24 protein-coding genes and 1 other RNA gene are annotated in these 22,895 nt (G+C 42.5%); 7 read left to right on the plus strand and 18 right to left on the minus strand.

The features are described 5' to 3' along the window. The first annotated feature begins 10 nt into the window (after positions 1 to 10). Positions 11 to 1,180, plus strand: a complete 1,170-nt coding sequence (locus FTV13_RS09270; RefSeq protein ID WP_166136604.1) for a cupin domain-containing protein — start codon at positions 11 to 13, stop codon at positions 1,178 to 1,180. Between the two features lie 85 nt (positions 1,181 to 1,265). On the opposite strand, the gene FTV13_RS09275 is transcribed toward FTV13_RS09270, so the two are convergent. From FTV13_RS09275 to FTV13_RS09295, 5 genes are all read right to left on the minus strand, one after another. Then, positions 1,266 to 3,128, minus strand: coding sequence for an ATP-binding protein (locus FTV13_RS09275; protein WP_180011840.1), 1,863 nt, complete (start codon positions 3,126 to 3,128; stop codon positions 1,266 to 1,268). 59 nt (positions 3,129 to 3,187) lie between these two features. Continuing rightward, entirely contained in the window at positions 3,188 to 3,871 is a 684-nt protein-coding gene (locus tag FTV13_RS09280; RefSeq protein WP_034702603.1) for a response regulator transcription factor, read from the minus strand. A gap of 222 nt (positions 3,872 to 4,093) precedes the next feature. Beyond that, positions 4,094 to 4,891 (minus strand): glutathione S-transferase N-terminal domain-containing protein, encoded by a 798-nt coding sequence (locus FTV13_RS09285; protein ID WP_034702605.1) that lies wholly within the window; start codon positions 4,889 to 4,891, stop codon positions 4,094 to 4,096. Between the two features lie 101 nt (positions 4,892 to 4,992). Continuing rightward, on the minus strand, positions 4,993 to 5,502 hold the full coding sequence (gene rraA / locus FTV13_RS09290) for a ribonuclease E activity regulator RraA (protein ID WP_125278329.1): 510 nt from the start codon (positions 5,500 to 5,502) through the stop codon (positions 4,993 to 4,995). 12 nt (positions 5,503 to 5,514) lie between these two features. Next, positions 5,515 to 6,180: an NAD-dependent epimerase/dehydratase family protein gene (locus tag FTV13_RS09295; protein ID WP_034702612.1), complete on the minus strand. Its 666-nt coding sequence runs from the start codon at positions 6,178 to 6,180 to the stop codon at positions 5,515 to 5,517. A gap of 213 nt (positions 6,181 to 6,393) precedes the next feature. Between FTV13_RS09295 and rpsT the strand changes: the two genes are divergently transcribed. Further along, positions 6,394 to 6,663: a 30S ribosomal protein S20 gene (rpsT, locus tag FTV13_RS09300; protein ID WP_004786139.1), complete on the plus strand. Its 270-nt coding sequence runs from the start codon at positions 6,394 to 6,396 to the stop codon at positions 6,661 to 6,663. A gap of 139 nt (positions 6,664 to 6,802) precedes the next feature. Here rpsT and FTV13_RS15770 read toward each other — a convergent pair whose 3' ends face one another. The 3 genes from FTV13_RS15770 to FTV13_RS09310 form a co-directional block, all read right to left on the minus strand. Next, a complete protein-coding gene (locus FTV13_RS15770; protein WP_004786141.1) occupies positions 6,803 to 6,925 on the minus strand; it encodes a hypothetical protein in 123 nt (40 codons plus the stop codon). A 121-nt stretch (positions 6,926 to 7,046) separates the two neighbouring features. After that, positions 7,047 to 7,796 (minus strand): histidine phosphatase family protein, encoded by a 750-nt coding sequence (locus tag FTV13_RS09305; protein WP_179992317.1) that lies wholly within the window; start codon positions 7,794 to 7,796, stop codon positions 7,047 to 7,049. A 60-nt stretch (positions 7,797 to 7,856) separates the two neighbouring features. After that, on the minus strand, positions 7,857 to 8,708 hold the full coding sequence (locus FTV13_RS09310; protein WP_179992316.1) for a 3'(2'),5'-bisphosphate nucleotidase CysQ: 852 nt from the start codon (positions 8,706 to 8,708) through the stop codon (positions 7,857 to 7,859). Positions 8,709 to 8,720: 12 nt separating this feature from the next. Between FTV13_RS09310 and FTV13_RS09315 the strand changes: the two genes are divergently transcribed. The 4 genes from FTV13_RS09315 to FTV13_RS09330 all read left to right on the plus strand — a co-directional run bounded on the left by FTV13_RS09315 (position 8,721) and on the right by FTV13_RS09330 (position 11,719). Beyond that, positions 8,721 to 9,407, plus strand: a complete 687-nt coding sequence (locus FTV13_RS09315; protein ID WP_179992315.1) for an HAD-IA family hydrolase — start codon at positions 8,721 to 8,723, stop codon at positions 9,405 to 9,407. Further along, complete coding sequence (locus FTV13_RS09320) at positions 9,400 to 9,840, plus strand: RNA-binding S4 domain-containing protein (RefSeq protein ID WP_004786147.1); 441 nt, start codon at positions 9,400 to 9,402, stop codon at positions 9,838 to 9,840. Before FTV13_RS09315 ends, FTV13_RS09320 begins: the two co-directional genes overlap by 8 nt. A gap of 145 nt (positions 9,841 to 9,985) precedes the next feature. Continuing rightward, a complete protein-coding gene (gene recA / locus FTV13_RS09325) occupies positions 9,986 to 11,029 on the plus strand; it encodes a recombinase RecA (RefSeq protein ID WP_004786150.1) in 1,044 nt (347 codons plus the stop codon). A gap of 75 nt (positions 11,030 to 11,104) precedes the next feature. Further along, positions 11,105 to 11,719, plus strand: coding sequence for a regulatory protein RecX (locus FTV13_RS09330; protein ID WP_179992314.1), 615 nt, complete (start codon positions 11,105 to 11,107; stop codon positions 11,717 to 11,719). A 307-nt stretch (positions 11,720 to 12,026) separates the two neighbouring features. Here FTV13_RS09330 and ffs read toward each other — a convergent pair. Next, an RNA gene (ffs, locus tag FTV13_RS09335) (signal recognition particle sRNA small type) lies at positions 12,027 to 12,123 on the minus strand. Positions 12,124 to 12,418: 295 nt separating this feature from the next. On the opposite strand from ffs, the gene FTV13_RS09340 reads away from it, so the two are divergent. Further along, complete coding sequence (locus tag FTV13_RS09340) at positions 12,419 to 13,222, plus strand: YbgF trimerization domain-containing protein (RefSeq protein WP_179992313.1); 804 nt, start codon at positions 12,419 to 12,421, stop codon at positions 13,220 to 13,222. Positions 13,223 to 13,288: 66 nt separating this feature from the next. Here FTV13_RS09340 and lpxA read toward each other — a convergent pair whose 3' ends face one another. The 9 genes from lpxA to uppS all read right to left on the minus strand — a co-directional run bounded on the left by lpxA (position 13,289) and on the right by uppS (position 22,892). Next, a complete protein-coding gene (gene lpxA, locus FTV13_RS09345; protein WP_004786156.1) occupies positions 13,289 to 14,077 on the minus strand; it encodes an acyl-ACP--UDP-N-acetylglucosamine O-acyltransferase in 789 nt (262 codons plus the stop codon). Then, positions 14,074 to 14,559, minus strand: coding sequence for a 3-hydroxyacyl-ACP dehydratase FabZ (fabZ, locus tag FTV13_RS09350; RefSeq protein WP_171064833.1), 486 nt, complete (start codon positions 14,557 to 14,559; stop codon positions 14,074 to 14,076). Before fabZ ends, lpxA begins: the two co-directional genes overlap by 4 nt. A gap of 5 nt (positions 14,560 to 14,564) precedes the next feature. Further along, positions 14,565 to 15,635, minus strand: coding sequence for a UDP-3-O-(3-hydroxymyristoyl)glucosamine N-acyltransferase (lpxD, locus tag FTV13_RS09355; protein ID WP_179992312.1), 1,071 nt, complete (start codon positions 15,633 to 15,635; stop codon positions 14,565 to 14,567). A 3-nt stretch (positions 15,636 to 15,638) separates the two neighbouring features. Continuing rightward, positions 15,639 to 16,130 (minus strand): OmpH family outer membrane protein, encoded by a 492-nt coding sequence (locus tag FTV13_RS09360; protein WP_213064459.1) that lies wholly within the window; start codon positions 16,128 to 16,130, stop codon positions 15,639 to 15,641. 80 nt (positions 16,131 to 16,210) lie between these two features. Beyond that, positions 16,211 to 18,715 (minus strand): outer membrane protein assembly factor BamA, encoded by a 2,505-nt coding sequence (gene bamA / locus FTV13_RS09365; protein WP_179992311.1) that lies wholly within the window; start codon positions 18,713 to 18,715, stop codon positions 16,211 to 16,213. A gap of 38 nt (positions 18,716 to 18,753) precedes the next feature. Next, positions 18,754 to 20,109 (minus strand): RIP metalloprotease RseP, encoded by a 1,356-nt coding sequence (gene rseP, locus FTV13_RS09370; protein WP_179992310.1) that lies wholly within the window; start codon positions 20,107 to 20,109, stop codon positions 18,754 to 18,756. A gap of 3 nt (positions 20,110 to 20,112) precedes the next feature. Continuing rightward, the gene (gene ispC / locus FTV13_RS09375) at positions 20,113 to 21,309 is read right to left on the minus strand and encodes a 1-deoxy-D-xylulose-5-phosphate reductoisomerase (protein ID WP_179992309.1); all 1,197 of its coding nucleotides are present in this window, start codon (positions 21,307 to 21,309) and stop codon (positions 20,113 to 20,115) included. Then, the gene (locus tag FTV13_RS09380) at positions 21,310 to 22,134 is read right to left on the minus strand and encodes a phosphatidate cytidylyltransferase (RefSeq protein ID WP_179992308.1); all 825 of its coding nucleotides are present in this window, start codon (positions 22,132 to 22,134) and stop codon (positions 21,310 to 21,312) included. Positions 22,135 to 22,139: 5 nt separating this feature from the next. Beyond that, positions 22,140 to 22,892 carry a polyprenyl diphosphate synthase gene (uppS, locus tag FTV13_RS09385; RefSeq protein ID WP_179992307.1) on the minus strand — a complete coding sequence of 251 codons (753 nt, stop codon included), beginning with the start codon at positions 22,890 to 22,892 and terminating at the stop codon, positions 22,140 to 22,142. Positions 22,893 to 22,895 lie beyond the last annotated feature (3 nt).

Raw genomic sequence — 22,895 nt, forward strand, 5'->3', positions numbered from 1 at the left:
GGCTTTATTTATGTCCCTACCTCTAGACGTTTTAGGCGGTATTACCGCTGAACAATTCCTTGCCGAATACTGGCAAAAAAAACCGCTGCTGGTACGTAATGCCATGCCTGAAATCGCAGGCCTGCTAGAGCCTGATGATGTGATGGAGCTAGCACTTGAAGAAAATGTCACTGCACGTCTGATCAAGCAGAAAGATCGTGATCCAAATCAGTGGTCGGTCAAGACATCTCCTTTATTAAAAGCTGACTTCCAGAAGATGCCTAAGCTTTGGACTTTACTGGTTCAGGCTGTGGATCACTATTCTTTCGACCTGTCTGAACTCTGGAAAAAGTTTGCCTTTATCCCTCAATGGCGTCGTGATGACATCATGGTGTCTTATGCACCTCAAGGCGGTTCAGTCGGTCAACATTTCGACTTTTATGATGTTTTTCTGGTTCAAGGCTATGGTCATCGCCGCTGGCAACTGGGGCAAATGTGTGATGCTGAGACCGAACTTGTACCGGGGCAGCCATTAAAATTATTGCCAGAAATGGATGTGAATTTTGATGAAGTCCTTGCACCCGGTGATTTGCTGTATATTCCACCCGGTCTGTCTCATTACGGCGTAGCAGAAGATGACTGTCTGACTTTCTCTTTTGGTTTCCGTATGCCAAATGTCAGTGACATGATGGACCGTGTAGGCGATAAATTTTCGGAAAATGAAGTCTTACGCAATCCATTGACTGACATCATTCGCGATCATATCAGTGCTGCGGGTGAAGTCACAGGCAATGAACTTGAATATCTGAAAGGCAAAATCATGGAGCAGTTGCATAACTCCAATGTGCTTGAAGATGCCATCATGAGCCTGATGTCAGAACCAAAATATGAAGAGAATATTCCGGAAGCTGAAGAAATTGGTACAGGTGATCTGGAAGAAGCACTTGATCAGGGCTATAGCCTGATGCTTGAACCCGCTTCACGCTTACTCTATACAGAAGAAGATGGTGAAACCTTATTCTGGGCCAATGGTGAGGGAATCTGTATTTCTGAAGCATTTACTTCAAAACTGAAGCAGATTGCTGATGGTGCGCGTGTCTTATTGGATGAAGATTTCGCTGACGAAGATATACTGGAGGATGTTGCTGAGCTATTGAATGATTCTGTACTGATGCTAGTGCCACCGGCTGAAGAAGAGTAAGTTTTTATATCTCGGTCATTTTAAGTCTATAAAAAAAGAGGATCATATGATCCTTCTTTTTTATGTATGTATAATTTTGAGATGATTAAGGCTGATAGAGTTCCATCACCACGTGTACGCAAGTATCGCCTTTCGCAGACTGAATATCCAGCATTCCACCCATGCGTTCAATACGCATTTTCATACTGCGCATACCAATGCTCATGCCATTTTTCTGCACCATCTCCGGATTAAAACCGATACCATTGTCCTGAATTTTTAAAGTCAGTTGATGTGGTTGTGTATATTCCATACTCACACTCACTTTTGTGGCCTGACTATGCTTGATAATATTGGTCAAGCTTTCTTCTACCACACGGATCAGGGTCAGACATTGTAAAGCCGTAGGTTCACGCTGCCAGACTTTAGGAAATGACCATTCTACGGCGATATCTATTTCTTCCAGCAATTGAGTAAATCGGTAACGTACTGGCGCAATCCAGATCACTGGCGTTTCAGGCACTTTATTGTCAATAGAAGAACCGCTATCGATGATTTGACGCAGGTCATCCCTAAGCAGCTTCAGCATAGATAAAAACTGTCGATTGGAAATGTTTTCGGTACTTTGATCCACCAGAATCATGGAACGCACAATCGAGCCACCTAGTCCATCATGCAGTTCATGTGACAGATTAATCCGTTCCTGCAAACGCACATTATCCAGTTCCAGCTTATGCTGATCACTCAGGCTTTTATTTAGATCTGCACTGACTTGCCGTACTTTGGATTCCAGCTGCGTATTAAATTTTTCGATTTTTTTAATATTACGATTCAGTCGTGTCCCCATAATTAGCACAACAAACAGAATAATAATCGGTGATGTATAAGGTGATAAAGGTGAGAATTCACTAACCGCCGTTCGCCCCAGAATAATCAGATCTATAATGACACACAGCAAAATTCCCCACAGACAAAGCATCAGAAACAGATATTCGCCATTTCGAGTTTTAATTGCCCAGTAGCTAACATAGATGACACAACTAATATAAAGCAGCACATAGCAGACAAAAGCAACACTTAGCACTGCTTCTAAATGATCTAAAGAACTGGCTATGATGAATAGACTGAATAAAGCAGTCACCCCGATAAGTCCCCGCTCCAAACGCTGAAATTTCTGCTTCAAGAACCGAATTAGATACAGACAAAAACAGTGCATATAGAGGATAAAGAAAATCAGATTGGCTTTACCGGCCCATATACTGGAGGGAAAAGGAAAATTCTCTGTGGTTAATACATTGGAGATAAACAGAATCCACAATAATGAACTCAACGCCAGCCAGCCAAAAGTGGTTTCTGAACGTCGGAATAGCCAGATAATCAGGCTAATGACTCCAATCGTACCGGATAGAATCATATTGATCTGAAAGAGCGTACGGCGATCCCAGATCTTTTTTGAGTAATGCTGGTCATTGGCCATGATGTTGTGAAATTCAATTCTGCCAAGCCCTGCACCCTGGAAACTATAGCCTCGTACATAAATCAGCAGTTCATTGTCTGTCTGCTTCAAGCCCGCAATGGGCAAAATCCAGTAACGTGGTACATTCCAGCTTTTAGACAAAGGCTCTTGCAGGTTTTGATCCGACCACAGCAGATCATCATTCAGGAAAACAGCTCCAGCAGAGTTCAGATAATCAATACCAAAAACAATGGGTTCAGCGAGACGTATATTGTCCTGACAAGACCAACCCCAGCGAATTTTATACCAGGCACCCCCATTATATTTCGGCCAGTTATTTTTCCAGTTATCCGGTAATGTTACAGGTTGCCAGCCCGCCTCCGGAATTTCGAGATGACTTGGGACTTGAACTTTTTGTTGCTGTTCAATGTTCACCTGACAAAGCTCGTTAATCTGAAAATTATTCTGTGCCAAGCTGATGCAAGAGAATAGGCTCAGCCAGCTCCCTATCATTAATAGAGCGAAGAGCCTTAGTCTTTGCCCAAACATCTTGCTAACAGACAGCATTCGCACTAAAGAATACCTAAATGCCGGGCGGTGCTGACTGCTTTGGTCCGCTTGCTAACAGAGAGTTTGCGGTAAATATGCTTGATATGACTTTCAACGGTATAACGTGACACGCAGAGTTCATCAGCAATTTCACGATTGCTGAGCCCCTGTGCCACCAATGAAAGAATTTCTTTTTCCCGTTGAGTCAAGCTTTCCTGTTCAGGATCAAGTACGATCTGCTCCAAAGAGGAAGATGGCTCTGAACTGGAAATCTGCTTGAGAATTTCCCGTGCAATAAAAGGATCAATGGGTGCGCCGCCACGCAAAATACTACGAATTGCCAGACTTACTTCTGTATCATCACGTTCCTTGAGTACATAACCAGTTGCTCCTGCTTTAATTGCTTTTAGCAGACTGTCCTGAGTACTCCAAGCGGATACGACGAGTATCAAAGTTTGTGAACCGAGCTCATGTATTTTTTCAATAATGGAAATGCCATTTCCATCTGGCAATCCAAGATCAATCAGTGCTAAACAGAACGGTTCTTGCTGCAGAAGATATTCGGCTTCCCTGACATTATTGGCGAATAGCAATACCTCATCACTATACCCCAGATCCTTCAATATGTTCTTTAAACGGCACTGAATGACATATTCGTCTTCAACAATTAATACAGGTACCGGTAGCACGGCGTCTTGTGCTGTCATAAGCACACCCCTTATCGTTATTCTTATCACCCCATTGAAATTAAAATATAAACAAAAAAAGAAGAAAAATCATGAGTTTTTTTAACTTTATTGTGAGTAGCTCTAAGTATGAATAATTTTGAAAGCAGAGTTCTTGTTCTTGGAAAATTTAAATTTATAAACCATAAAAATGCCATCTATTTTCAGATGGCAATTTTTTATCTTCCAAATATTAGGAGCAGTTTATTTTTTGCTTTTCTTCTCAGGACCATATTGCTGCTTCAAATACTCCACAATATCTTTGGACTCAAACATTTTTGTATTGGTATTTGGGTCAACCAGATAAGGAACCTGAATATTATCTCCCATTACTTTTAAGACCTGTTCACGCTTACCACCCGGTAAAGGTTCATATTTCCCCGGTTTTAAACGCAGTTTTGCCAGACCTTGATCCTGCCAACGTTCTTTTGCCACATTATGATAGATGTAAGGGATTTCCAGTTCAGACAATACGCCACGGACAATACGGGTATATGGACTGGCTTCAAAGCCCCACAGCTCAAGAAGCTGTTCAGGCGCAGGGCTATTCTTCGACAACGGTTTAGCCATGCCACCACGTAGACCATTCACCATCGTACCTGCAATGGCAGCAACCGGCACTTTTGGATAATTTGAATATTTGGCTGGAGTCTTACCTGTCTTGCCATAATGCTTAAACAGGTGATGAATAATATCCTGAGATTCGTATAGCTTATCTCCGGTATTTTCATCTACTAAAAATGGAAACTGAAGTTTGCCACCTTGCTGTTTCACTTCGGGACGAAAGCGTTTACCGCCTCGTGGGCACGGATACACTTCATAATCGAGATTCAGTAAAGTCATGACCTCACGGACACGACGACAGAATGGCGATCCTTCATATTCATAAAGCTTGAGAGGCTTTTCAGGCTGATTCGGAAATGGTGTTCCAGTGGTACCACGTCCACCTTCCAGAAATGCGGATGCCAATGCCTGTGCTACTTTAATCTGATGGCCTAACATATCGTCTGTCCTCTTTATTATTTTCAAACCGTGAAAGCAGCAATCTAAACTGCCTGACTTCCACGGTATAGCTTGTTTTTGTATATTTTCAATAACCGGAATTAGTCCACCAGTTGCTCTTTGGACAGGACAATGCCGTTGTTATCAGCATAGACATACTCGCCTGATTTAAAGGTCACGCCACCAAAATAAAGCGGCACATCTACCTCACCAATCCCCTTACGGTTGCTCTTTTGAGGAATAGAAGCTAAAGCATGTACACCAAGATCAAGCTCAGCAATCGCATCGACATCACGGACACAGCCGTAGATAATTACACCATTCCAGTGGTTTTTCACCGCAGACTCAGCAATCAGGTCACCCATCAATGCACAACGCATCGAAGCACCACCATCTACAACCAGAACCTTGCCGGTACCATCTGTCGCCAATAACTCTTTTACTCGAGAGTTATCTTCAAAACATTTTACGGTCACAATCTGGCCGCCAAAGCTTTTACGTGCACCATAGCTTCTAAAGAATTTGCCATCCAGGCATGGGGTGACCACCTGCAAGTTTTTATCCGGATTGTCATCAAGCAGGTCACAAGTTACAAATGGTACGCTGGACACGATTTTTTACCCTCATTTCATTTTTTGTATGGCTAAATTATCATAAATTTCAAATTTCACAGTCTGATTCAGCGCTGCATATACCATAGTATGAGCCACCTGCTCTGCTGTCACTGGCTTGTATTTAAAAGAATCGGGGATGAAATGCGAAAACTTGTCAAACAGGTTCTGTGCCGCGTCTTCCAGTAAACGCTGATGATCTCGCTCACCAATCAACAAAGAGGGTCGGAACAAGCTGATACGCTCCAGAGACAAGGTCTGGATATAATCCTCTAATTCACCCTTTACCCGGTTATAGAACAGTCTGGATTTTGAATTGGCACCCATCGCACTAATCAACAGATAATGAGCATCCGTTTGCTGCACTAGTTCGGCAAAATGGGCGTTGATGGTGTAATCGGTATTATAAAAAGCTTCTTTGGAGCCGGCTTTCTTTAGCGTGGTACCCAGACAGCTAAAGGCATGAGTATGGCCACTGACATCCTGATCATTGAGCATTAAGAAATCCTCAACGACCACCTGCTTGACCTTGTGCCACTGTTCAAATTCTGGTTGATGTTTACGCACGATGACGCTAATACGCTTACAACTAGGTTCATTTACCAGCTGTTGTACCAAAGTCTTTCCGACCAAGCCTGTAGCGCCAATCACGATAGGATATGTAATGGTTTTAGTCATTTTTTGTACGATCTCCCTGCTTAGATACTAATCTAACGTTTTCTTTAGAATTTTTCTGCAACTAAAATGTTGTCAAAGCATGTCAAGACTTGACTTAAGCCCATAGTTTCCTCAAAATATGGCACTTGTTTACGGGCTGGTGATAGTTCTTCTGATGTGGTTTTCAGTTGAGTTTCAGCCCGCCCAGACCAATCTATTTCAAGGAGTGCACGAGTGGCAAACTCTGCTCAAGCAAAAAAACGTGCTCGTCAAAACGTTAAAGCACGCAAACACAACGCAAGCTTGCGTTCTATGGTTCGTACATATCTTAAACGTACAGTAGCTGCTATTGCTGCTGGCGACTATGCTGTTGCTACTGAAGCTTACAAAAAAGCTGTTCCAGTAATCGACCGTATGGCTGACAAAGGTATCATCCATAAAAATAAAGCAGCTCGTCATAAGAGCCGTTTGAACGCGCAAGTTAAAGCATTAGCTTCTAACTAATCGCAAATCAAAAGAAGCCCTTTTAGGGCTTTTTTTGTGCCTGAAATTTAATACCAAATCAACAATAAAGAATGATGAATACCAGATTATTCCCAATTCTAGTCATAGAAATCTTTTACTTAGACAAAAACAGAATAAACTATTCATCCTTATCCATAGAATGAGGTGTTGTGGTCTGATCTTGCTGCGCATTGTCTGTATCACGCTGACAGGCAGTTAATCCCAGCATAACGACCAGACTTAAAATTGTGATTATTTTCATGATGACTCCTATGCTTCCAAAATTGGTTTAAATATCAGCATAGTGATATTTCATCATTACTCTATTTCACTTTCATACGATAAATGTAAAAAAGCTCAACCTAAATGATTGAGCCTTTGAATTATTTATTTACCTTTAATTCGGCATTCTGAAATTGGGAAATATCCAGCTCATGCACTTTGCCCCGCCAGATCCATTTTAGTTTAGATTCCTCAAATACATCGCCTTCAAACCAGACAAACAGACCTTCCATCATTTTCGGCCAGTCTTCACGACTGACTTCCTGATGCCCAGACATCACTGCAATCATCGCTGCCAGAATGGTGTCATGACTGACCGCCAGACTGAGTCCATACAGCGTTTTCGGATGAGTGTTGTAAATTAATTCCAGTACATCCACTACGCCATTAATGGGATGTTTCATTCCGGGCAAGGCATTATTGACGAAGCTATTGATAAAGCCCAATGCCCCCTGTTTTTTGAAATATGGCCCTGCTTTTTGAATATCCAGTACAAAGCTGCCTGGCTCAACTAGCAAACCCTGTTCAACGATTTCAATCTTATGGGTATGCGGTGCTTTATCCGTTGCATCTGCCCCCTCGATCATCAATGCTGCGGTATCTACACAGCGCTGAATCGGACTCGATATACAATGCTGGATATGCCGATCTGTCTGATTGACCAGATAAGCGCCCCATTCCTGCGCCAGATCACGTCCTTGCGGCGTCAACTGCAAATCATAACCTGCCAGTCCCTGACCAGCGACATCTTCACGCAGAGAATGCCGCGTAAACAGAGTCACAGGTGTCTTGGTATCAGGCAATAAATCTATTGCACTGAGCATACTTGGTGGAAGCAGTTTTAATGCCACAATCTTGCCAACTGATCTATCAACGGAATCTTCCTCACTATACCATGAACGGCTATGAGCTCAATCATTGTCTTGCATGTCCGCCAGTGCCTGTAAGGCTAGTATTTTCATAGCTTCATTCTTATAGGCGATAAATCCGCCATTCAGTAAGGTCTTGCGCTGATTGTAGATGAATGGCCGACCTTCCAGATCAACCAACCCTCCACCAATTCGCTCGAGCATGCATTGACCGGCACTGGTGTCCCATTCCGAGGTTGGATGGAAACGAGGATAAATATCTACCCAGTCTTCAAGAAACATGCAGAATTTATAGGCACTTCCTGCCTTGAACTCGGTGTACGCGCTAAGTTTAGCCAGGCTTTGCAGATACTCGACATATTTAGGTTTTTGCTGGCTGCTCTGACTCAGACCGACAAAGACATCCTGATGATTTATAGCTGCTTCATAACCAAACCATGCCTGATTCTGAATATCGTATTTTAAAGGCATGCCCTGTTCTGGGCAGAAATAAATTAGCTGCTGCGCAGGAACCGCCAAAATAGCAAAGGTAGTCAGACTGCTTCTGACCAGACTGAGATTAATCGTGAATTCTGGGCGCTGATGCAAAAACTCTTTAGTGCCATCCAGAGGATCAAGTAACCAGAAATCTGTCCAGGCATGACGCTGATCCTGCTGCCCCTCTTCTGACAATAAAGGCAATTCTGAGATTTCCGCTAAAGCTTGGGTTAAATAACTATTCACCCGATAGTCTGCCTGGGTCACAGGAGAATCATCACTTTTCTTGACAATATCAAACGCAGCACCTGAACAATAACGCTGATATTCTTCTCGCAAAATTTCACAGGCCTGTGTCAAAATGGGCACAAACTGCAAAATCATCGGATCTTGTGGTGCTATTGTCGCTTTAAACATAGAAAACCTTATATGTCGAATTGCTCAGAAAAACCGCCTGTCATTTTTGATATGGACGGAACTTTACTTGATCTTGCCTACGATGATTTCATCTGGAACGAGTTATTACCGGTCCGTTATGCTGAAACACATGGCTGTAGTCTGGAACAGAGCCGCGAAACGCTTTATGCATTCTATCAGCAACATAATCATACCCTAAACTGGTACTCTTCTCGCTTCTGGACGGCTAAAGTCGAAGTCGACGTTCTGGCCATGCAAATCGAGCATAAAGATAAGGTTAGCTTACGCCCTTATTGCCTCGAATTACTCGATTATCTTAAAAATAATGGCTATCCCATCTGGCTTGCCACCAATGCCGACTGTGCAGGACTCGCCTTCAAACTGGATCATCTGAATCTCAAAGATTATTTTGATGTGATTGTCAGCTCGGAAAGCATTGGACATGCCAAGGAATTTGTAGAATTCTGGCAAGGTCTGAATGCTTTGCACCCCTTTGATCCTGAGCAGGTCTATTTTATTGATGATACCGAAAAAGTCCTGAATGGTGCCAAGGCTTATGGCATCCAGAACCTGTTCTGTATCCAGCAACCATCTTCCAGTAAAGTTGCACGCCAGACTTGTAATTACCCGATGCTGCACCAATTAACAGATTTAATCACTCATTTAAATCAGTCTGAGGTAAACAAGCAATATGCGTAAATCGTCTTTACCCGAAGATGCGGTAGGCATGCGTATAGATAAATGGCTGTGGGCGGCACGTTTTTTTAAAACCCGTTCCATTGCCAAGAATGCTATTGAGGGCGGTAAAGTCCATCATAATGGTGAGCGTGTAAAAGTATCTCGCGAAGTCCGTGTGGGTATGGAGTTGACGATTCAGCAAGGTATCGACAAAAAAACCGTAGTTGTAAAAGAACTTTCTGATGTTCGTGGTCCTGCACCTGTGGCACAGAAACTGTATGAAGAAACTGAAGTCAGTATCGCTCGCCGGGAATTGATTGCATCACAAAGAAAGTTGCATAATCTAGCGCGTCCCGATCATCGGCCAAGCAAAAAAGATCGTCGAGACATCAGTCGATTCAAGAATGAAAATAGTCAGAACTTTGATCAACATTGGTCATATAATGATGATTAAATTCAAGCGTCAGCATGTGTCGTAACACTGCTGGATTTTATAGAACACAAGGGAAATTTCTGTCACTATATTCCTGTGGAACGAAGCTCTAATGTAAGACATCCACTTGAGTACTAAGTTTGTGACATCGTATTGAGGTTGTAAGATGGATGAGAATAAAAACAAGGCGCTCAATGCTGCCTTAAGCCAGATTGAAAAACAGTTTGGTAAAAACACAGTGATGCGTCTTGGTGACAATACCGTGCAAGCAGTTGAAGCTGTATCTACAGGTTCTTTAACGCTTGATATCGCACTGGGTATTGGTGGTTTACCGAAAGGCCGTATTATCGAGATTTATGGTCCTGAATCTTCAGGTAAGACCACAATGACATTGCAAGCGATTGCTGAATGTCAAAAAGCTGGCGGTACATGTGCATTCATCGATGCCGAGCACGCGCTTGATCCTCAATATGCCCGTAAACTCGGTGTAGATATTGATAACCTGCTGGTTTCTCAGCCAGACAACGGTGAACAGGCACTTGAAATCGCTGACATGCTGGTACGTTCTGGCGCAATTGACCTGATTGTAGTCGACTCTGTTGCTGCATTGACGCCTCGCGCCGAGATTGAAGGCGAAATGGGTGACTCACATATGGGTCTGCAAGCACGTTTGATGAGCCAGGCACTGCGTAAAATTACCGGTAATGCCAAGCGTTCAAACTGTATGGTGATTTTCATTAACCAGATCCGTATGAAGATTGGTGTAATGTTCGGTAGCCCAGAAACAACTACTGGTGGTAATGCACTGAAATTCTACGCTTCTGTACGTCTGGATATCCGCCGTATCGGTCAGGTGAAAGAAGGCGACGAGATTGTAGGTTCTGAAACCAAAGTCAAAGTTGTGAAAAACAAAATGGCGCCACCATTCAGAGAAGCTCTGTTCCAGATTCTGTATGGCAAAGGTGTTAACCATCTTGGTGAACTGATTGACCTTGCAGTACAGCAAGAAATCGTTCAAAAAGCGGGTGCATGGTATTCATATCAAGGCGACAAGATTGGCCAAGGTAAAAACAATACCATCCGTTATCTTGAAGAACACAAAGAGCTGGCGGATACTATTGAAAAACTAATCCGTGAGCAACTGCTTACTACAGGCAAAGTAGTCGAAGATAAAGACGAAGAAGAACCAGCAGACTTTCTGGATGCATAATCCTTGAACGTCATAGCAGAGCGCCCTACGGGGCGTTTTTGTTATTATGGAATAGATATTTTTATCGAGATCAATATGTCAGACGCAAAATTCAGCAAACTTTTGGACTATGACGCGATTAAACAGCAGTTTGGTGATGCTGAAGATTCAGCCACTTCTTCACCTGTTGAGTCACAGGCTTTGCCAGAATTTGATCCGGAAGACAGCTTATTTGGTAACTCCGATAAAGAGCAAAAGAAACCCGGTCTAACCGGCTCGCGTTTGCGTTCTTACGCCTTTGCTGTACTGACTCGCAAGGAATACTCCAAGGCTGAACTCATTGAAAAACTGGCGCTTTATGCAGAAGATCGTAATGATGTGGTCACTTTGGTTGAAGAGCTATCTAGAGAAAACTATCAAAGTGACCAGCGTGTTGCTGAAATCATGTTGTCGAGCCAAAAGCGTAAAGGCAAAGGTCCCAATCAGATTAAAATGAAGCTGAAAAGCAAAAAAATTGATACTGCCCTGATCAGTGAAGAACTAAAAGAAACGGACTGGGTACAACAGGCTTATGAACTGAAGCTTAGAAAATATGGTCCAGAAGTGACGAAAGACCCAAAACTTAAAGCCAAACAGATCCGTTTTCTAATGTATCGTGGTTTTGAAATGGATGCGATCATGAAAGCGATTAGCCGCAAAGCCGAAGATTAATTCTTTTGTATTTGTGAAAAATATGCTTAGGCTATTTTTTTATTTTCCTCTTTGCCATCCTGCTTAACTTAAATAGTTTCCCTTAATTTACAATTAATCCCGAACAACAAAAAGCTTTCAAAAGCTCAAATTAAGATAATCTATTTTCATGATTGAATTTCAATGTTCCAAACAATTCAAGTATCCAAGGAAGCGGCATTAGATAGAAATTTAAAAGTAAACATTAAAGAAAGGGAAAACAATGAAGATTAAGATTGAAAAATAAAGAGAGAATAGAGAAATTTTATAATTATAAATCTGGTGGCAACCCTACCAGCAAAGCTCCGGCACATCATAGATCTACTACCGTTGCTACCTTCCGGTCCTGGCGGGGTTCATAGAGTACAATTGCGAAGTAACCGGCAGGGCTACCATTACAGGAACAGAGTATAGAGATTTTTATTGAAGTTGCAAGGGCTGTATTTCAAATTTTCGGCATAAGCTATCCGTTTGATTATTTTAAAAACAATATGCCCCAAGATGCTGATTTTTTAATATTCTTCACAATTAATTCATGAATATCGAAATTCACATGATCTTTGTAAAACCTTGTTGCAATTTCTAAAAATGCCGTTTTAAATGTGAAGCTATAAACGGGTTATCTCTTTTAGAATAAATGAGCTGCGGATACATAATCTCGCCAAGAATCATGGAACTTATATGATGTTTAAGAAACAGGTATTGTGTGCCCTCACTGCACTCTGTACAACCTCTCTTTTTGCTGCGATTCCTATCGAATCACGTGGACTCAGCCAAGGTGCTCAATCAAATAATATCAGCACTCAATCTGCCATTGCGACAGGCGCAGATGCACCTCAGACCAATACCAGCTGGCAGCTTATGCAAAAAAACCAGCAGCTTGAAAATGATCTACGCAGTTTACGTGGAAAAATCGAAGAACAAGAAAATGAGATCGAGAGATTAAAGAGCGAATTAACCAACCGCTATGCCGATCTGGATCAACGTCTGGAACTATTGCAGCAAAAAATTGAACCTGCTGAAGATACCTCCGCGGAGGATAACCAACAGGATATTTCTCCCAGTTTAAGCTCTAATGCTCCAGTAGCCACTAATCAGGCATCTACAACGCAACAGCCGAGTGAGCAGGAAAAAGCGGCTTATACCATTGCACTGGATGCCTATAAAAATGGTGGTGCAGCTAAAGCCATTGCACCCATGCAGAATTTTATCAAGAATAATCCGAATAGTGTCTATATCAGCAATGCTCACTTCTGGTTAGCTGAGTTTAACCTGTCCATTGACCCACCGAATTTTAATGAAGCAAAGAAGAATTATCTGATCGTGGTTGACCGCTATCCGAATTCTGCAAAAGCCTCTACTGCCCTTTATCAGCTTTATAATATTAGTAAGGATGTAGAAAAGAACGCTACTCTTGCTTCACAATATAAAGCGAAACTACTCAAGAATTATCCGAAAGCTGAAGAAGTTAAATTTTTGAAGTAAATAAAAAGTCCCATAAAAAAGACACCACGAAGGTGTCTTTTTTAATTTTACTTTCATTTCTATAACTTAACGCACAATGCCACGCTTGGATTGTTCGAGTGAATCAATCAGACGTTGTGCTTCAGAAACTTCTGGAAGAATCTCGTTACGGATTTTCTCAATAGCTTCCTGAGTCGTTAAACCAGATTTGTAAATCAACTTAAAGGACTCACGTAAACCGTTAATTACGTCTTTCGACCAGCCTTTACGACGCATGCCTTCAACATTCATGGCAAATGCATGTGCCGGATTACCCGATACCATCACATAGGCAGGAACATCTTTCAGAATCAGTGAAGCGCCCCCAATCATGCTGTAAGAGTCAATTTTACAGAACTGGTGAATACCTGAGTTACCACCAATCACGACATAATCGCCTACGTGTACGTGACCCGCCACACCAACATTATTTGCGAAAATATTATGATCACCAACCATACAGTCATGTGCAATATGGGTATTTACCATTAACAGGTTATGACTGCCAATCTTGGTAATACCTTTATCCTGAACCGTACCGCGGTGCAGACTGCAGTGTTCACGAATCTTGTTATAATCACCAATTTCCAGCCAGGTTTCCTCACCTGCATATTTCAGATCCTGGCAGACTTCACCGACGCTGGCGAACTGAAAAATTTCATTATGTTCACCAATACGTGTGAAACCACCTACCACGACATGTGAATGCAGTTTGGTACCAGCACCAATCGTGACATTTGGCCCAATAATACAGTAAGGGCCAATCTGTACATCTGCAGCAATTACTGCAGATGCGTCAATGATGGCAGTTGGATGAATTAGGGGATTATTGCTCATGCCTGCTCGACTTTCAGATGGGAAACCATAATTTCCGCGGTTGTTGCGACAATGCCATCTACTGTGGCAATACAATTATATTTATAAATGCCACGTTTTTGCATCACTAATTCAGATTTAAGTACTAATTGGTCGCCAGCAACCACTTGTTTTTTAAATCGAACCTTTTCAGCGCCAGCAAAAAGGAATAATGAACCTTCTTTTGGAGTTTCATTATTCATGACAAAACCAAGAATACCTGAGATCTGTGCTAATGCCTCTACGATCAATACACCTGGCATGATTGGATAGTTCGGAAAATGCCCCTGTAGAAACTCTTCATTAATTGAGACGTTCTTATAACCAACAATGCCATTTTCGGTAATATCGACAACGCGATCAACCAGCAGAAATGGATAGCGATGGGGCAAATATTCACGAATCTTTTGAATATTCATTGGCAATTCAGGCTTCGTGAATGTAGGCAAATTCGACTCTGTCATCATAATTATTTACGCAACTTAAATGTTGATTCAATGGACTCAATTTGAGATTGCATATGATCCAATCGTTTCACCAACTGGGTCAATGGCACATCTGCTAATTGTCTTAAGCGAACCACTGTGCGTTTCCATTGCTGATTTGGCAACAATCCCATGCCTGAAGAATAAGTACCTTCTTCAGTAATGTTATTTGTCACCATTGACATTCCTGTCAAGGTCACATTATCGGTGATATGTAGGTGTCCTGCTACCCCACAGGCCCCTGCGAGAATACAGTTTTTGCCAATTGTGGTACTACCGGCAATCCCGCATTTGGCTGCGATCGCAGTGTTTTCACCAATCTTGACGTTATGGGCGATTTGCACAAGATTATCAATAATGACACCTTGTTCCAGAATTGTGTCATCCAGTGCACCCCGGTCAATACTACAGTTTGAGCCGATCCGGACATCATCTGCAATACGGACTGAACCCAACTGGACAATTCGATGCCATTTCCCTTGATAAGGTGCAAACCCAAAACCTTCACTACCAATTACGGTATTGGCATGGATCCGAACACGATTACCGATTTTTGTAGCACCTGTTAAAGTCACATGTGCATCAATAAAACAGTCCCGACCAATTTCAACCTGGTCATCGATCTGAACGTGTGACTGGATAATCGTATTTTCACCCACCACACAATTCTCACCAATAACGGCATAGTGGCCAATATAGGCACTGTCAGCAATGATGGCAGATGGATGAATTTGTGCGGTACTTTCAATTCCCTGAATCGTATGTTTTTTCTCAAAAACGTGAGTCAGAATTGCAAAAGCCAGATAAGGATTGGCTACGACAATGAAGTTCTGCTGGGAAGTTAGCTGCTCTTTTAATTCAGCAGTCACAATTAAAGCGCCCGCCTTACTCTGAGTTGCCTGTTCCAGATATTTATCTGCATTGACAAATGCAAGGTCATGAGAGGTTGCATTTTCAAGACTTGCCAAACCTCTCAAACATAAATCTGCCTGACCTACATACTCACCTTGGACAAGACGAGCGAGGTCAGCTAACTGAAGTTTTTGATGATTCATCGATTATTTAATTGCATTAACCTTTTGAATCATTTTATCAGTTAAATCATACTTCGCGTCATAAGCAAGTACGGAATTTTTATTTAAAACCACATCTAGCTTGTTTTCTTGGCGTAATTGTTCAGCAGCACGCTTCAAATTTCCTTCAAAAGCCTTATTTACACTTTGCATACGCGTTTGCACGGTTGCCTGTACCTGTTGCTGCACCCCTGCCAGTTGAGTCGCTTTGCCTTCAAATTCTTTGGCTATTTTTTCACGTTCTGCTGGTGTTTTTGCAGCCTGACCTTTTTGCTTGATTGCAGCAAGGTCTTTTTGAAACTGTGCAATCTGTGCGGTTTGCGGCTTGATTTCATTTTCCAGAGTGGCATTTTGCTGCTTTAAATAGGTACTGTTTTGTACCACTTTTTCCAGATCAACAATTCCGTAATCATCCGCATGTGACAATGAAGTTAATCCCGCTAAAGCAATACCCATTGCCATCATCATTTTTTTCATGTTTTTACCCATTCAAAAAATTTTGCTCACAAAACCTGATGGCTTCATGAGCAAAATTTATATTTAAGATCAAAGTTTTCTTAGAAAGTACGTCCAATTTCAAACTGAACATTTTGAGTTTCATCACCGTCTTTATCATTCAACGGGTATGCATAGCTCAGTGATAATGGACCAATCATGGTAATCCAGGTGAAACCAGCACCTACGCTATAACGCATATTGCCTGCATCGAAACCAAAGTTATCTTTACAGTACTGTTTACCACTAATCGAGCTGCCATTCACGAAAATATTATCATTAGATACATCACACTGAGTATCAAATACTTGAGCACCTTCAGCAAAAAGTACCGGACGAACCTGACGCGCCCAATCTCCCTTAAATGGAACAGGCAGAACTAACTCAGTACCAAACTGAACTAAAGCATTACCGCCCACTTCTTCTGGGGATGGATCAGTTCGGCCGATGTCAGAGAAATATACGCCTGGATATTTAGGACCTAAGGTACTGTTTTCATAACCACGTACCGAACCATAACCACCGGCATAGAAGTTCTTATAGAAAGGCAGATCATTACCATAGCCTAAACGGCCATAACCACGCAGAACAAAGTCTTTGCCTAATGGGAAGAAAGCCTGTGCGTCATAGGTGAGCTTTTGATATTCCACATCACTACCTGGCAAGGCAATTTCTGCATTGACACGATGTGACATACCTGTAGTCGGGAACATTGGACGGTTCAAGGTATTATAAGACCAGCCCAGATTCAGGTTATAGGTCAAGAAATCGCCTTTAAACTCTTGACCATATGAAATAGTATCAAGTGGAGCACCATTTGCATCTACACAGTTGCCTGTTGCAGATTCAACCTGACCTGGACAGAAGTCACCACGCTTGGTTTCTTTACCACCATTACGTTCCAAATAGTCAGCCACATATGTAGATACATATGGCCCTGTGGTCACTTCAGTCTGGTCTATATTCAGACCCAGGCTTACACTCTGGTTCTCATCAATTGGATAACCAAAGTTAATACCACCACCCAAGCTGTCTGTAACATAGTTATTTACGTTATAGTCATCATCCAGCTTTGTTTTACGGTAGTAAAGATTATAACCGCGACGTACACCATCAATCGTGAAGTACGGGTCCATTACACTCAAGTTATAATAATCTTGAGTTTCAGAACGTGACAGATCAATCGAAACGCTGTTCCCTGTACCCAGGAAGTTAGTCTGACTTAATCCAGCCTGGAACGTTACACCACCACTTTGAGAGAAACCAACAGCTAGAGTACTTGTACCTGAATGCTGTTCTTCAACTGCCACATTCAAATCAATTTGATCCGGTGATCCTGGAATACGAACAGGTTTGATATCGACTGTTTTAAAGAAACCAGTACGTTCTAAACGCACTTTAGACAGGTCAATCTTCTCATTGCTTGCCAGCGCACTTTCCATCTGGCGCATTTCACGACGCAATACTTCATCGGCAGTTTTAGAGTTACCTGTGAAGTTGATCCGACGTACAGTCACTTGCTGACCCGGATTAATATAGTAGTTCAGGTCAACCTGTTTAGTTTCGTTATTGATTTGAGGTACAACATTTACTTCAGCATAGTAATAACCAGCATTACCATATTTACGTAGCAATAGCTGCTTGACCGCATTCACTCGTTCCTGAGAGTAGGTATCACCTTCTTTATACAACTGCAAAGCTTGTAGCTCTTCAGGTTTATAAAGCGCATCGCCCAGGAATTTGGTTTGTCCAAACTTAAACTGTTCGCCTTCATTCACTGAAACTTCAATAAAGACATTCTTTTTATCTTCACTCAGGTTCAGACTTGAATTGGTAATATTGAAGTTGATGTAACCACGGTTCAGATACATCGCACGTAAAGCTTCCAGGCTCGCAGCCATTTTTTCACGTGCATAACGGTCATTACGCGAAATGACCGAGCTCCAGCCACTTTCTTTAACAGCGAATGCCTGTTTGATATCTGATTCTTTAAAAACAGTATTACCGATAATATTGATATCAAAAACTTTAGCGGCTTTACCTTCAACAAAATCAATCAGCACTTCAACGCGGTTATTTGGTCGCGGTGTCGTTGTTACCGTAATATCGGCATCATAACGACCTTGCTGCATATATTGCTGTTCCAGCTCGGTTTCGACTGTTTGCAGTGCAGATTTCTTCAGCACCTCACCTTCAGCCAGACCCATTTTTTTCAGGCCTTCTTCCAGTGCTTCCTTTGGAATCAGCTTATTGCCTTTCAACTCAATTTTCGAAATTACCGGACGTTCTACGACCTGGAATACCAAAGTATTGCCCTGTTGAACGGCTTTAATGTCATCAAATAGTCCAGATGCATACAAACTACGAATCGCATTGGCAATAATCGGATCATTCACCCGGTCACCACTGTTGATTGGCACCAAGCCGTACACATTTTCTGGAGTTAAACGTACCAATCCATCAAATTTTATATCTTGTACAATGAAGTCTTCTGCCGCATATACTTGTTGTGCTACTGCCATTGCACTAACGAGTGCCAAAGGCATAAATAAATGTGTGTGCTGCATGCCAGTCTTTTCCGCTGTTAATTATTCCATTTACGTTATTATAAACGCATAAAGTCATTAAATAATGCCAAAAGCATCATACTGCCGAGCAGTACCATACCAATTTTTAATCCAATCAATTGTATTTGTTCAGAAACAGGTTTACCACGAATTAATTCGATAAAATAATAAACCAGGTGTCCGCCATCAAGCATTGGGATTGGCAATAAGTTTAATATCCCTAAACTTACACTCATTAGCGCCATAAAGGAAATAAAAGTTTCCCAACCCATTTCCGCGCTTTGTCCTGCCACTTTGGCAATGGTAATCGGGCCAGAAAGATTATCCAGACCAATCAGACCACGTACCATTTTGACGATCGAGTTCAGAATCATTGAAGACAGATGTGCTGTCTTGTCAAAGGCCATCACCATCGCCTCAACAGGCGTATAGTGAATCGTCTGTTTATATTCAGCAGGAATTGTCACCTTGCCCGGATCGCTTTGAACTCCGAGCATACCGGTTACATTCCCCATATTGTCACGTTTGCCTTGCGGCATGACCTGAAGATGCACGACCTGATTACCACGTAATACATCTATCTTAAGTAATTTTTCTGGTGATGCCTGTACCACTTGTACCACATCGAACCAGTCTTTCATCTGTACACCATCAATCGCCAGAATCTTGTCACCTTCTTTAAGACCCTGACGAATGGCTGCACCATCTTCACTCAGTTTGCTCACCACAGCCGGAATTTCCGGACGATATGGCAAGAAACCTAATGTATCAAGGGGTGACTGACTTTGATCTTTAAGAAAGTCTTGAATTGGTAACTGGAATATCTTGTTTTCACCCGCACGGTCTGCCTGAATCGAGACCACACCAGTTTCACCCACACGATCCACCAAGGCATAACTCAGTTTTTCCCAAGTTTCGACTTGTGTACCATCTACAGCAACAATCTTGTCGCCCGGCTGCATCTGTACCTCGGCTGCAGGTGTGTTTGGTAAAACCTTACCTACACGAGTATTCAGCTGTTCCTGTGCAGGTAAAAAAAGTACCCAAAACAGGACAACAGCTAAAAGCAGGTTAATGAGAGGACCCGCAGCAACGATGGCAATACGTTTCCAGGGATGCTGACGGTTAAAGGCTTTAGGCAAGTCTTCTTCTGCCACACTGCCTTCACGCTCGTCCAGCATTTTGACATAACCACCCAAAGGCAAAGCTGAAAGCTGATATTGGATACCGGATTTTTTGGAAGTCCACTTTAGAAGGGTTGGTCCAAAACCAATGGAATAGACCAGTACTTTAACGCCCAGTTTACGTGCCACAATGTAGTGACCAAACTCGTGAATCGCAATTAAGGGACCGAGTAATAGGATTGCGGCTGCAATAATAAACAAGGCGTTCATGTCTTAACTTCCTTTATTCACAACATATTGCTGTGATAAACCTCGTGCTGTGTGATCTGCATGCAGGATAGTATCCAGATCGTGTGCTGGTTGATTGTCCATCTGGTTCAGGACAGTTTCAACCACCTGAGGAATTTGGGTAAATCTGATTTGCTGATTTAAAAATGCAGCAACTGCAATTTCATTGGCCGCATTCAAAATTGTAGGCGCAATTCCACCACTCTTCATGGCTTGACGCGCTAATTTCAGTGCCGGAAAACGAACCACATCCGGTTCCTGGAAATTCAGTTGTGAATGCTTAACCAAATCCAGAGCCGGGATATGGGTACTGATCCGTTGTGGCCATGCCAAAGCATGTGCAATTGGCGTGCCCATATCCGGGTTGCCCATTTGTGCCAATGTTGACCCGTCCACATATTGCACCATGGAATGAATAATACTCTGTGGATGCACAACAACTGTAACAAATTGTTCTTGAACTGCAAACAAATGACACGCTTCGATAAGTTCCAGTCCCTTATTCATTAAAGTAGCGGAATCTACGGAAATCTTTTGCCCCATTGACCAGTTAGGATGTTTGCAGGCTTGAGCAGGTGTCACATCATGCAATTGTTCAAGCGAATGGTTCAGGAATGGACCGCCAGAAGCAGTCAGTAAAATCTGATGAACACCGAGCTTAGGTTGACCATTACGTTCGGCATCAAAGTAGTTTTGAGGCAGGCACTGGAAAATTGCATTATGTTCAGAGTCGACAGGCAATAATAATGCACCATAATCTCGCGCGGCTTGCATCATGATGTCGCCGGACATGACCAAGGCTTCTTTATTGGCCAACAGGACACGCTTACCCGCTTTGACTGCAGCCAATGTAGGAAGCAGGCCTGCCGCCCCGACTATTGCTGCCATCACAATATCAACATCAGCATGCTCTGCGACTGAAATTAAGCCCGCTTCATCCTGAAGAATTTCGATATCTGATAAGCCCTGCACTTGTAGCAACTGAGAAAGCTCATCGACCTTATTTGCAGGCACTACAGCCACTTTAGGACGGTACTGCCGACAGATTTCCGCCAGCTCAGTAATACGACTTTGCGCTGTCACAGCGAAAACCGAGTAAGCTTCAGGATGTTGCTGCAAAATTTTTAAAGTACTTTGACCAATTGAACCTGTAGCACCCAGTATACAAACAGCTTGTGACATTTATAAATCTACGCCAATAAGTTTTAAAACATATATGCCTGTTGCAAAGATAGGAGCTGCAGCAAGCAAAGAATCAATACGATCTAGTACACCACCATGACCCGGCAAAATACGGCCCGAATCCTTGATTCCAGCACGACGCTTAATCATGGATTCAAACAGGTCACCTAGCACTGAACTAAACACAGTAATAACAGAAAGGATCAGGAACAGACATAGCTCTGGCCAGGTCATATCCAGATAAAGTGAAGCGACGACAACCACGATGAGCATGGAGGTAAGAATACCGCCGTATAGACCTTCTAGCGACTTGTTTGGGCTGACATTTGGTGCGAGTTTTTTCTTGCCGAATTTGCGTCCAACAAAGTAAGCGCCACTGTCTGCACCCCAAACCAGCAGGAACAGGTACATTAACCACCATGGAGAGTTTAGCCAAACCGAGAAGATTGCTGTAACAGCAGCAGAAACCAGCACAATCCCGATGCCATGCAAGCTGACATTGTACCAGCCATCATAATCAGGATAGGTTTTAACCCAGTAAATACTCAGCAACCAGGTCAGGATAGATGCTGACCACAATAATAAGGCCACATCCCAATAGTATAAAGCCAGTGCAGATAAGGCTGCAGTCAGTAGACCATAGCCCCACGCCACTGGCTTGATTACATTTTTACATTTTCGCGGCATGAGTTTAAACCACTCATAGCCTGCCACCCCGGCAGCCACAACCATCAATGCGAACATTGGATATTGTGATTTGGTCGCAAACATACAGCTCAGTACGACTGCAACCAGCACCAATGCGGTTATAATCCGCTCAAACATGTGTATTAATTCTCAAGTCTTTCTTGAAGAATCTGCTCTGATGTTTTACCGAAACGACGTTCGCGCCCGCCAAATACAGCAAGTGCGTCATCGAATTCCTCTACGGTAAATTCTGGCCATAAGGTCTCAGTAAAATACAGCTCTGCATATGCTGCCTGCCAGAGCAGGAAATTGGACAGGCGGAAATCTCCACCGGTACGAATCAGCAGATCAACAGGCGGCAAGTCACTCAAACTGACATATTGACCGAACACATCAGTATCAATTGCTTCAAGATCTAATTTATTTGTTAAAACATCCGCAGCAATCTGCTTTGCAGCTTGTGCCATGTCCCACATTCCACCATAGCTGATTGCAATAGTAAGCGTCATACTATCGAAATTAGCAGTCCTTTGTTCTGCTTGCAACATCAATGCTTGCAGTTCAGGAGATAAACGCGACCGATCACCAATAAAACGTAAAGCAATATTAAATTTTTGCATACGTGGCAACTGTTCATGAATCGTGTCTTCCAACAACTTCATGAGCAAGTCGACCTCATATTGGGGACGGTTCCAGTTTTCGCTGGAGAATGCAAAGACCGTTAAAGCCTGGATATTTCTTTTTCTACAATGTTCAACAATCGGGTCTAGAACCGTTTTTCCTTCACGGTGTCCATCGCCTTTCTGCATCTGATTTTTTTTGGCAAAACGATTGTTGCCATCCATGATGATGGCAACATGTTTTGGAAGACGGGAATTTTCTTCAGAAGCGGTCATTGA

Origin of the sequence: Acinetobacter sp. YH12235, from assembly GCF_013417705.1 — a bacterium.
GTDB lineage: Bacteria > Pseudomonadota > Gammaproteobacteria > Pseudomonadales > Moraxellaceae > Acinetobacter.

Coding starts and splice junctions, on each gene's coding strand:
- FTV13_RS09270 (WP_166136604.1), top strand. CDS start 11: ATGTCCCTACCTCTAGACGTTTTAGGCGGTATTACCGCTGAACAATTC.
- FTV13_RS09275 (WP_180011840.1), bottom strand. CDS start 3,128: ATGATAGGGAGCTGGCTGAGCCTATTCTCTTGCATCAGCTTGGCACAG.
- FTV13_RS09280 (WP_034702603.1), bottom strand. CDS start 3,871: ATGACAGCACAAGACGCCGTGCTACCGGTACCTGTATTAATTGTTGAA.
- FTV13_RS09285 (WP_034702605.1), bottom strand. CDS start 4,891: ATGTTAGGCCATCAGATTAAAGTAGCACAGGCATTGGCATCCGCATTT.
- FTV13_RS09295 (WP_034702612.1), bottom strand. CDS start 6,180: ATGACTAAAACCATTACATATCCTATCGTGATTGGCGCTACAGGCTTG.
- FTV13_RS15770 (WP_004786141.1), bottom strand. CDS start 6,925: ATGAAAATAATCACAATTTTAAGTCTGGTCGTTATGCTGGGATTAACT.
- FTV13_RS09310 (WP_179992316.1), bottom strand. CDS start 8,708: ATGTTTAAAGCGACAATAGCACCACAAGATCCGATGATTTTGCAGTTT.
- FTV13_RS09315 (WP_179992315.1), top strand. CDS start 8,721: ATGTCGAATTGCTCAGAAAAACCGCCTGTCATTTTTGATATGGACGGA.
- FTV13_RS09320 (WP_004786147.1), top strand. CDS start 9,400: ATGCGTAAATCGTCTTTACCCGAAGATGCGGTAGGCATGCGTATAGAT.
- recA (WP_004786150.1), top strand. CDS start 9,986: ATGGATGAGAATAAAAACAAGGCGCTCAATGCTGCCTTAAGCCAGATT.
- FTV13_RS09330 (WP_179992314.1), top strand. CDS start 11,105: ATGTCAGACGCAAAATTCAGCAAACTTTTGGACTATGACGCGATTAAA.
- FTV13_RS09340 (WP_179992313.1), top strand. CDS start 12,419: ATGATGTTTAAGAAACAGGTATTGTGTGCCCTCACTGCACTCTGTACA.
- lpxA (WP_004786156.1), bottom strand. CDS start 14,077: ATGAGCAATAATCCCCTAATTCATCCAACTGCCATCATTGACGCATCT.
- fabZ (WP_171064833.1), bottom strand. CDS start 14,559: ATGACAGAGTCGAATTTGCCTACATTCACGAAGCCTGAATTGCCAATG.
- lpxD (WP_179992312.1), bottom strand. CDS start 15,635: ATGAATCATCAAAAACTTCAGTTAGCTGACCTCGCTCGTCTTGTCCAA.
- FTV13_RS09360 (WP_213064459.1), bottom strand. CDS start 16,130: ATGAAAAAAATGATGATGGCAATGGGTATTGCTTTAGCGGGATTAACT.
- bamA (WP_179992311.1), bottom strand. CDS start 18,715: ATGCAGCACACACATTTATTTATGCCTTTGGCACTCGTTAGTGCAATG.
- rseP (WP_179992310.1), bottom strand. CDS start 20,109: ATGAACGCCTTGTTTATTATTGCAGCCGCAATCCTATTACTCGGTCCC.
- ispC (WP_179992309.1), bottom strand. CDS start 21,309: ATGTCACAAGCTGTTTGTATACTGGGTGCTACAGGTTCAATTGGTCAA.
- FTV13_RS09380 (WP_179992308.1), bottom strand. CDS start 22,134: ATGTTTGAGCGGATTATAACCGCATTGGTGCTGGTTGCAGTCGTACTG.
- uppS (WP_179992307.1), bottom strand. CDS start 22,892: ATGACCGCTTCTGAAGAAAATTCCCGTCTTCCAAAACATGTTGCCATC.